We start from the raw sequence: 9,383 nt of genomic DNA, 5'->3' as shown, positions 1-9,383 counted from the left end.
TCGGCGCGCCGTGCACGTCGGGCGCGCCCGGGGCGGGGACCGGGGGCGGCGTCTGGCCGGGGGGCGTGTAGCCCTGCCGAGGCGTGTTGCCGGGGGCCGGGAAGCCCTGCGGGGGCGTGTCGCCGAGGACCGGGAAGCCTTGCGGAGGCGTGGAACCCGGTGCGAAGCCCTGCGGGAGCGTGCTGCCGGCCGGTGGGGCGTAACCCTGGGGGGCTGGGCGGGGTGCCGCGGGGGCCGGGGGCGGGGCCGGGGCGGCGAAGGCGGGCGGGGTGGCCGACTCGCCGGGCGGGGCGAACGCGGGCGGGGCGAAGCCGGGGGCGGCGCCGGACTGCGGCTGCTGCTCCGGGGCGACGGGCGCCTCCTCCTCCAGCACCTCGCCGCCGAAGTTCTTCAGCAGCGCCTCCAGGCCGCCGTCGAAGCCCTGTCCGACCGCGGCGAACCGCCAGCCGTCCTTGAAGTAGATGTCACCGAGCATGACGGCCCGCTCGGTGGAGAACTCCGCGCCGGTGAAGGAGTACCGGGCGACCTCCTCGCCACCCGCGACGATCCGCAGGTAGCCGGGGCCGATCTGCGACATCTGCCCGGCGCCGTCGATGGTCGCCGTGAAGGACAGCTTGCGGACCCGCTCCGGGATCCGGTCGAGCGTGACCCGGAACGACTCCGTGTCGCCCGCCTGGGCACCGAGCAGCTGGATGGACTCCTCCGGCGACTTCGGCTGGTTGAAGAAGACGAAGTACCGGTCGTCCGACAGCCGTTCCTCGGAGTCCAGGCCGAAGCAGCTGATGTCGAAGGTCAGTCCGGGGCAGTCGATCTGCACGCCTACGTACAGATCGGTGCCTGCCGTCAGGTCACTGATCCTGGCCTTGTGGCCGCGTTGGAATTCCCTGGCCATGCGATACGACCGTCCCCCATCCCGAATACGAGTGCGTCGCGCCAGGCTAACGGCTGGGGCCGTCAACCAGCCCGGCCGGTCCCCGTCGGTACAGACCCGGTACAGAACCGATTCCGGCCACACACACGGCGGCCGCGCGGGGCGGGGTCACTCGCCCCGCGTGTCGGGGACGTGCGGCAGCCGGGCGGCGGCGACCACGCCCTCCAGGTAGCCGCGGGCCCGCTCGGTCCGCGGATACGCCTCCAGCAGCCGCCAGAAGTCGGGACCGTGACCGGGCACCAGGAGGTGCGCCAGCTCGTGGCAGAGCACGTAGTCGATGACGTACTCGGGCATGCCCTGGAGCCGGTGGGAGAGGCGGATGCTGCCCTCGGCCGGGGTGCACGAGCCCCAGCGGGTGTTCTGGTTGGTGACCCAGCGCACGGAGGCCGGGCGTGCGCTGCCGTCGAAGAACTGCGCCGACAGCCGCTCGGCGCGCTCGGCCAGTTCGGCGTCGCCGAGCACCCGCCGGCTCTCCTGGGCCGCGAGCTTGTCGAGCATGACGGTCACCCAGCGTTGCTCCTCCGCCTTCGACATCCGGGCGGGGATCAGTACGACAGTGCGATCGCCCTCGCGATACGCGGAGACCGTCCGGCGGCGTCGGGCACTCCTGCGGACCTCGATCGCGCTCGTCGCGCTGCGTTCTGTCTTTCCGGCGCGGTGCTGAAGTGGGTCGGCGGACACGCCCCGACGTTACCCGCTGGGCAGGGGCAAAGTCCCGGCTCCCGGACGGTTGTGTACGGATCCCCCACCGTGCGTTTGATTTGTACGACCGCCCCCTATGCCGTATATGCAACATATTTTAAGTTATGAATCTTTCATCCCTTCTGAGGTATTCGTCGATTCATATGAGGAACATCCGCCGTCTGTGGATAACTTTCCCCGCCCGCCGGACCGAGCGGGCATGCTGGCAGGCGTCGACGGAGAGCGGCCAATTCGGCCGATCGTCCGCCGAGCAGGGCAACAGCGACATTCACGTGGATACACCGGCACACGAATTCGGGGGTCCGTCATGCATCCGATGGTGAAACCGGCGCTGCGGCGCGGCTGGCGTGATCTCGGCACGGCGCAGTTCGGGATGACTCCCGCGCACGCGCTGACGCTGGGTCCGCTGGACGCCGCCACGAGCGGCTTCCTCGACCTGCTCAACGGCACCCGGGGGCTGCCGCTCCTGCGCGCGGAGGGCCGCCGACTGAAACTGCCGGACGGCCGGGTGGACGCGCTGGTGGACCGGCTGGCCCGCGCGGGCCTCGTGGACGACGCGTGCGGTGGCGGACCGGCCGCGGGCGCGCTGCGCGGGAAGCCGGAGGTGCTGCGGCGGCTGCGCCCCGACCTGGCCTCGCTCTCGCTGACCTCCCCCGAGCCGGGCGGCGCGCCGGCCCGGCTCGCCGCCCGCCGCGCGCTGCGGGTCCGGGTGCTCGGCGCGGGGCGGGTGGGTGCCCTGGTGGCCGCCGTGCTGTCGGGCGCGGGCGTCGGGGAGGTGGCGGTGCGCGACGAGGGGCGGGTGCGGCCCTGGGACGTGGCGCCGGGCGGGCTGCCGCCCGAGTCGGTCGGTGAGCGCCGGGACACGGCGGCAGCGGCGGCCGTCCGCCGGGCCGCTCCGGACCGCCCGCCCCGCCACGCCCGCTCCCCCGGGTCCGCCGCCGGGGAACCCGGGCTCTCCCTGGTGATCCTCACGCCCAGGGACGAGGTGGCCGTGCACGCCCCCGATCCGGGCGCCGCGCAGCCGCTGCTGGCCTCGGGCACCCCGCATCTGTACGCGGGTGTGGTGGAGGGCACAGGAGTCGTGGGCCCGCTGGTGCTGCCGGGCGAGACGGCCTGCGCCGGCTGCCTGCACGAGTCCCGCACGGACCGGGATCCCACCTGGCCCCGACTGCTCGCCCAGTGGCGCTCCGGCACCGGAACCCGCCCGGTCGGGGCCTGTGACCTGGCCCTCTCCACGACGGTCGCCGGACTGGCCGCGGCCCACGCCCTGGCCTTCCTGGACGGCGTGTCGCCGTCCGGCGAGGGCGCCCGCTGGGAGGTGTCCCTACCCGGTCTGAACTGGCGTTCCCGCCCGGTCGTGCCGCACCCGGCCTGCCGCTGCGGCGCGGCCGAAAGGCCAGGTGAGAAAGCCGACGGGGAACACTCCTCAACCCCGGCGCGGTCACGCGCGACAATGGCGGTGCAACGGCGGTCGACGGAGCGGGCACGCGAAGCGGGCGCGGCACGGCCGACAGGGACTTGGAGGGCGCATGTCTGATCTTCCCCGGAAGGCGGTCACCCGGACCGCCAAGCTCGCCGCACTCCCGCTCGGCTTCGCCGGCCGGGCGACCTGGGGACTGGGCAAGCGGATCGTGGGCGAGTCCGCGGAGATCGTCGGCCGGGAGCTGCAACAGCGCACGGCGGAGCAGCTCTTCAAGGTGCTGGGCGAGCTGAAGGGCGGGGCCATGAAGTTCGGGCAGGCCCTGTCCGTCTTCGAGTCCGCGCTGCCCGAGGAGGTCGCGGGGCCCTATCGGGTGGCCCTGACCAAGCTCCAGGAGGCGGCACCGCCGATGCCGACCCGCACGGTGCACGCGGTACTGACGGAGCGGCTCGGGCAGAACTGGCGCGAGCTGTTCGAGGAGTTCGAGGACAAGCCCGCGGCGGCGGCCTCGATCGGCCAGGTGCACCGGGCCGTGTGGCACGACGGCCGCGAGGTCGCGGTCAAGGTGCAGTACCCGGGCGCCGGCGAGGCCCTGCTGTCCGACCTGATCCAACTGGGCCGGTTCGCACGGTTGTTGGGGCCGCTCATCCCGGGCATGGACATAAAGCCGCTGATCGCGGAGATGCGGGACCGGGTCTCCGAGGAGCTGGACTACGACCTGGAGGCCGCCGCCCAGAACGCGCACGCACAGGAGTTCGCGGGCGATCCGGACGTGGTGGTCCCGGCGGTGGTGCACCAGTGCGAGCAGGTGCTGGTGACGGAGTGGATCGACGGCATCCCGCTGTCGGAGATCATCGCGGACGGCACGCCGGAGCAGCGCGACCGTGCCGGGCAGCTGCTCGCCCGCTTCCTGTTCTCGGGTCCGGCCCGCACCGGGCTGCTGCACGCCGACCCGCACCCGGGCAACTTCCGGCTGCTGCCGGGCGGCCCGGACGGCGAGGACGACTGGCGGCTCGGGGTCCTGGACTTCGGCACCGTCGACCGGCTCCCCGGGGGGCTGCCCGCGCCGATCGGGACCTCCCTGCGGATGACCCTGGACGGCGACGCGGAGACGGTCTACGAGCTGCTCTGCGAGGAGGGGTTCGTCAAGGAATCCATAGAGCTGGATCCCGACGCGGTCCTCGACTATCTGCTGCCGATCATCGAGCCGGCCCGCGTCGACGCGTTCACCTTCACCCGCTCCTGGATGCGCAGCCAGGCCGCGCGCATCGCCGACCCCCGTTCCCCCGCCTACCAACTCGGCAAGCAGCTCAACCTCCCCCCTGCCTACCTGCTCATCCACCGCGTCACCCTCAGCACCATCGGCGTCCTGTGCCAACTGGGCGCCACGGTCCGCCTCCGCGAGGAGCTGGAGTCGTGGCTCCCGGGCTTCTTCCGCACGGACGATGCCGGGGAGCTGGAAGTCCTGGAGGAGACGGCGGAAGCGGAGGGGACGGAGGAACTCCTGGCGGAGTAAATCCTGGAGGAGGAACTCACCGAGGGATCCGCCGCGGAGGCGTGACCCGGGCGTCCCGGAAAAGCCCAGGCCCCGTGGCCGGGCCGCGTGCTCCAATGGAGAACCGGGGGGTGACCGCGGCCGGCTGGCACCGGGTGGGTCGCCGGTGCCCTCGGGCCGTATCGAGCCGGTCCGTGTGCGGGCCGGTCCGTGTGCGGGACGGTTCGCGCAGGGGTCGCACGGCCTGGCGCGGCCGAGGCGGCGGCGCTGCCGGCGCGCGCCGCATGCCCGGGGTAGGGCCGTCTTTGTGATCATGTGCCTCGCGGTGGGCGGCACCACGGCATCATGCTGACACCGCTGCTCGCCGAGGGGCTCGCCCGGGGCCGGGGACCGGGCGGCGGGTGAGGCGCGGCGGGCGGGTGGCGCGTCACCACCAGTTCGAGTCCAGGCGGCCCTCGATGGCGCGAAGGTTGTCGCGGGAGCAGGCGGCGCAGAAGTAGCGGGGAGCGCCGTCCTCCACGGAGCAGGTCCAGGTGGCGGGGTGGGGGGCGGGGGCGGGGACACCGCAGCGGGCGCACACGAGCGGCGCCGGGCGCTCCCCAGGGCCACCCTGATCGCTTCCTCGGGGAAGACTCGTCATCAGGCGACGATAACTCCGTGACCGATGGGCGGCACGCAGAACGCACCGCGGGGGCCGGTCCGTTCGGCCGGACCGGCCCCCGCGAGGAGTCACCGCATCGCTCGGGTCCTCCCTCTCGCGGGGAAGCACCCTTGTCGTGTGCGGGATTTACTGCATGACGGCCATGGCGAGCGCACGGCGGGCACGCAGCGAAGCGCGTTCGGCGCGGCGCTGCATGCGCAGGGCGACGGCCAGGCGGGTGGCCTGGCGTTGCCGGTGGGCGTCATGGAGGCGGTCGTGCATATGCGCACGGGCCAGGGCTTCTTGCATGAGTTGCATCTCACGGGTCCTGTTCTGGCGGGCTTCGGTAGCGCCGGAGGTGGTGGAGTCTGGGGTCGCGGAGCCTGCGGGCTCGCTGGTGGACGGCTTCATCGGGGCCTGCTTCTTGGGGTCGTGCGTGAGGGGACGGTCGATTGTTCCTGCGGTGTTCATGCCGTGACCGGGTTCTTCCGCGGGCGGCCGCGCGGCCGCTTCCGGGCGACGACGACACCCTGGACGAACAGCTCGCCGCCCCAGACGCCCCAGGGCTCACGCCGCTCCTTCGCCCCGGCGAGGCAGGCCTCCATCAGGGGGCAGGTGCGGCAGAGGGACTTGGCGTACTCCACGTCCGTGGGCGACTCGGCGAAGAAGACCTCCGGGTCGTAGGAGCGGCACGGGACGGGTACGCCGAGGTTCTCGATGGCGTCGTCGAGCGCGGTGAGCGCGGTGAGCGGGATCAAGGTGGAGTCCTCCGTGAGGCCGGGCGGGGGGATCGTTTGCGAAGGCGGTACGGACGGGGCGTGCGCTTCGAGTTGCACGGGTGGTTTTCCTCGTCTGGTCGTCCGGCCGGTTGACCGGGTGTCGGCTGGTACCGGGTTCTTTTCCTGTCCCGAGGCTCCTTCGCGTCGTCCTTCCCGTTCGGGAAAAACTGAAGGGCCGCGGATCCCGGATGGGGTTCCGCGGCCCTGAAGGCGCCGGCCTGATCGGATCAGGCTGGATAACTCCAGGGTTCTGGCCCACGGAAGGCCCACATCTGGTGGTGCTGCGTCGTCTGCTTCCGGAATCCGGCACCAGTCGCCGTAAAGGCATAGGCATCTGCCTGTGCCGCTACTGCTCCCAGTGCCTTGGTCGGTCGCTCATTGCGCTCGTCGCGGACGGGAAGGCCCGCGACGGGCAGGAAGGACTCCGGGTGAGCGGCACAAATGCCGGACAGACCGGTGCCCCGGTCGGAGGCGCCGAGCAGGCACAGGGAGACGGCCGAGCGATCGGTCAGTTTGGCCGTGCGGATGTCGCTGACGTTGATGCTGATCACTGGACTCGCCTCCTCTCGGCGTCTCAGGGACCGGTGAACCGGTCCGTTTCGTATGTGCAAGTACATCACGGAGGGCGGGCCTTGGAGAAGGCCGCTGCTTCCGTGCCTAGAACCTATGGGGATTCCCGGCGCGTGCGCAAACTATTTTTGCGACGAGTTCGTATCAGTCCCCCGCGATCTCGCCATCAAGCTCCTGACCTGCGCAGATGGCCAGGACTTCGGCTCCGTAGCTGCGCAGCTTGCGGCTGAGGACGCCGGGGATGCGGGAGAGCTCGGCGGAGCTGTCCGGGCGGGTCTCGGCGATGGCCATCAGGGTGCGGTCGGTGAAGACGCAGAAGTCCGGCTGCCCGCTGTTGGCGGCCTGGACAGCGCGCCATTCGCGCAGCCGCTCGTAGAGCCCCTCGTCCATGTCGGAGGGGCAGTCCTCGCAGCGCATCAGCTTCATCTCGCCGGCGTCGGTGAGGGTGCGGCCACAGACCCGGCAGCGGGCCGGACTGCGCTGGGCGCGCCGGGGCACCGCGGTGGTGTCCGCGCCCCGGACGCCGCGCTCGACGCCCCCGGCGGACCCGGCGCCGCGGCCGACGGTGGCGGTGGTGCCGGGGCGCAGTCCGTCGAGGAAGCGGCTGGCCCTGCGGCTGTGACGGCCGCCGGGCGAGCGGGACAGGGACCAGGAGACATGGAGGCGTTCGCGCGCGCGGGTGACGCCGACGTACAGCAGGCGGCGCTCCTCCTCGATCTGCTCGTCGGTCCTGGCATAACTGATGGGCAGCATGCCCTCGGCGACGCCCACCAGGAACACGGCGTCCCATTCCAGGCCCTTGGCCGCGTGCAGGGAGGCGAGGGTGACGCCCTGGACGGTGGGGGCGTGCTGGGCGCCCGCCCGCTCGTCCAGTTCGGCGACGAAGTCGGCGAGGGTGGCGCCGGGACGGGCGGCGGAGAGGTCCTGGGCGAGGTTGACCAGGGCGGCGAGGGACTCCCAGCGCTCCCTGACCGCGCCGGAGCCGGCCGGGGGCTGGGTGGTCCAGCCCTCGCCGGACAGCACGGCACGCACCTGGGAGGGCAGGTCCACGGCGTCGTCCAGGAGGGAGTCGTTGCCCCCGAAGCGGGCGGCGCCGCGCAGGGCGAGGCCGGCCTTGCGCACCTCGGGCCGGTCGAAGAAGCGCTCGGCGCCGCGCAGCTGATAGGGCACGCCGGCGTCGGCGAGTGCCTGCTCGTAGGTCTCGGACTGGGAGTTGGTGCGGAACAGGACGGCGATCTCGGCGGCCGGGACGCCGGCGTCGATCAGCTCACGGATGCGCCGGGCGGCGCCCTCGGCCTCGGCGGGCTCGTCGGTGTACTCGGTGTAGCCGGGTTCGGGGCCGGAGGGGCGCTGGGAGACGAGTTCCAGCCGGTGGTCGGCGGCGCGGCCGCGGGCCTGGGCGAGCAGTCCGTTGGCGAGGCGGACGACCTGGGGGGTGGAGCGGTAGTCGCGGACGAGCTTGACGACGGTGGCGCCGGGGTGGCGGGCGCGGAAGTCGAGCAGATGGTCGGGGGTTGCTCCGGTGAACGAATAGATGGTCTGGCTGGCGTCGCCGACCACGCACAGGTCGTCGCGGTCGCCGAGCCACAGATCGAGCAGCCGCTGCTGGAGGGGGCTGACGTCCTGGTACTCGTCCACCACGAAGTGCTGGTACTGGGCGCGCACCTGTTCGGCGATGTCCTGGCGGTCCTGGAGGACGGCGACGGTGAGCAGCAGGACGTCCTCGAAGTCGATCACCGCGCGGTCGCGTTTGAGGTCCTCGTAGGCCGCGTACAGGTGCGCGATCTCGGCGGGGTCGCGGGGGGCCTCACGGCCGGCCTTCGCGGCCGCGTACGGGTAATCGGCGGGAACGGTCTGGGTGACCTTGCACCATTCGATCTCGCCGGTGACGTCGCGCAGCTCGCCGCGGTCGAGCCGGGTGCCGAGGGCGGCGGCCGCGTCGGCGACGAGCTGGATCTTGCGGTCGACCAGCCGGGGCAGACTGCCACCGACTGCTTTCGGCCAGAAGTACTGGAGCTGACGCAGGGCCGCGGAGTGGAAGGTGCGGGCCTGGACGCCCTGGGCGCCGAGCTGGCGCAGCCGGCCGCGCATCTCGCCCGCGGCGCGGTTGGTGAAGGTGACGGCGAGCACGCTGGCGGGCTGGAGGATGCCGGAGCGCACCCCGTAGGCGATGCGGTGGGTGATCGCCCGGGTCTTGCCGGTGCCCGCGCCGGCCAGCACGCACACCGGGCCGCGCAGGGCGGTGGCCACCTCGCGCTGCTCGGGGTCGAGCCCTTCGAGCACCGCGTCGGCCGAGTCCGGGACGTCCGGTACCTGCGGGAAGAGGGTGGAGTGCGTTGCTGCTGTCACACAGCCATGCTGCCAGGTCGCCCGGGACGGCCGCGGCGGTTGTCCACAGGCGGGATCTCATAGTCGTACGGATGCGTCCGGTGTCACAGCGGCAGGGCCCGGACCGGGCGCGCTCCCGAGGCGGGGACGCCCCGGTGGGAGCGGGCGCACCTCGGGTATACCCCCGGCGGGAATGGCGCGGCGTTTCCCCGCGTTCCCTCTCCGACGACCTTTCCGAGCTGCCTGAGGAGCACGAGAGACATGCAGGGCACTGTGACGATGTACAGCACGACTTGGTGCGGCTACTGCCGTCGGCTGAAGAGTCAGATGGAGCGGGAGGGCATCGCCTACACCGAGATCAACATCGAGCAGGACCCCGAGTCCGCGGCGTTCGTGGAGAAGGCGAATGGCGGAAACCAGACGGTCCCCACCGTGCTCTTCGCGGACGGCAGCACCCTGACGAACCCTTCGCTGGCCCAGGTCAAGCAGAAGCTCGCGGCGTAACGGCTCGAGCGGGC

The 9,383-nt window shown here is 72.4% G+C and carries 10 protein-coding genes; 3 read left to right on the top strand and 7 right to left on the bottom strand.

The window, feature by feature from the left end; translation table 11 throughout:
- Together VT52_RS17035 and VT52_RS17030 are read right to left on the bottom strand one after the other, a co-directional pair.
- Positions 1 to 892: TerD family protein (locus VT52_RS17035; RefSeq protein ID WP_206306540.1), on the bottom strand; the 892-nt coding region annotated here is incomplete at its 3' end.
- A 147-nt stretch (positions 893 to 1,039) separates the two neighbouring features.
- Complete coding sequence (locus tag VT52_RS17030; protein WP_079175087.1) at positions 1,040 to 1,612, bottom strand: M48 metallopeptidase family protein; 573 nt, start codon at positions 1,610 to 1,612, stop codon at positions 1,040 to 1,042.
- Between the two features lie 328 nt (positions 1,613 to 1,940).
- Between VT52_RS17030 and VT52_RS17025 the strand changes: the two genes are divergently transcribed.
- Complete coding sequence (locus tag VT52_RS17025) at positions 1,941 to 3,170, top strand: TOMM precursor leader peptide-binding protein (RefSeq protein ID WP_046421419.1); 1,230 nt, start codon at positions 1,941 to 1,943, stop codon at positions 3,168 to 3,170.
- Positions 3,163 to 4,569, top strand: a complete 1,407-nt coding sequence (locus VT52_RS17020; protein ID WP_046421418.1) for an ABC1 kinase family protein — start codon at positions 3,163 to 3,165, stop codon at positions 4,567 to 4,569. The genes VT52_RS17025 and VT52_RS17020 overlap by 8 nt, the downstream gene beginning before the upstream one ends.
- Before the next feature lie 406 nt (positions 4,570 to 4,975).
- Here VT52_RS17020 and VT52_RS37570 read toward each other — a convergent pair whose 3' ends face one another.
- The 5 genes from VT52_RS37570 to VT52_RS17000 all read right to left on the bottom strand — a co-directional run bounded on the left by VT52_RS37570 (position 4,976) and on the right by VT52_RS17000 (position 8,886).
- On the bottom strand, positions 4,976 to 5,188 hold the full coding sequence (locus VT52_RS37570; RefSeq protein WP_046421417.1) for a hypothetical protein: 213 nt from the start codon (positions 5,186 to 5,188) through the stop codon (positions 4,976 to 4,978).
- A 147-nt stretch (positions 5,189 to 5,335) separates the two neighbouring features.
- On the bottom strand, positions 5,336 to 5,659 hold the full coding sequence (locus VT52_RS17010) for a hypothetical protein (RefSeq protein WP_046421415.1): 324 nt from the start codon (positions 5,657 to 5,659) through the stop codon (positions 5,336 to 5,338).
- A complete protein-coding gene (locus tag VT52_RS17005; protein ID WP_046421414.1) occupies positions 5,656 to 6,024 on the bottom strand; it encodes a WhiB family transcriptional regulator in 369 nt (122 codons plus the stop codon). The genes VT52_RS17010 and VT52_RS17005 overlap by 4 nt, the downstream gene beginning before the upstream one ends.
- A 170-nt stretch (positions 6,025 to 6,194) precedes the next feature.
- Complete coding sequence (locus VT52_RS35695) at positions 6,195 to 6,518, bottom strand: hypothetical protein (RefSeq protein ID WP_079175085.1); 324 nt, start codon at positions 6,516 to 6,518, stop codon at positions 6,195 to 6,197.
- Between the two features lie 163 nt (positions 6,519 to 6,681).
- Complete coding sequence (locus tag VT52_RS17000) at positions 6,682 to 8,886, bottom strand: ATP-dependent DNA helicase UvrD2 (protein ID WP_206306539.1); 2,205 nt, start codon at positions 8,884 to 8,886, stop codon at positions 6,682 to 6,684.
- A gap of 240 nt (positions 8,887 to 9,126) precedes the next feature.
- Between VT52_RS17000 and VT52_RS16995 the strand changes: the two genes are divergently transcribed.
- Positions 9,127 to 9,369 (top strand): mycoredoxin, encoded by a 243-nt coding sequence (locus VT52_RS16995; protein WP_046421411.1) that lies wholly within the window; start codon positions 9,127 to 9,129, stop codon positions 9,367 to 9,369.
- The last annotated feature ends 14 nt before the right edge of the window (positions 9,370 to 9,383 follow it).

It is taken from the genome of Streptomyces malaysiense (assembly GCF_000980885.2).
GTDB classification, from domain to species: domain Bacteria; phylum Actinomycetota; class Actinomycetes; order Streptomycetales; family Streptomycetaceae; genus Streptomyces; species Streptomyces malaysiense.
Note: the sequence above shows the minus strand (reverse complement) of the source record. Positions and strands in the feature narration are given on the sequence as shown.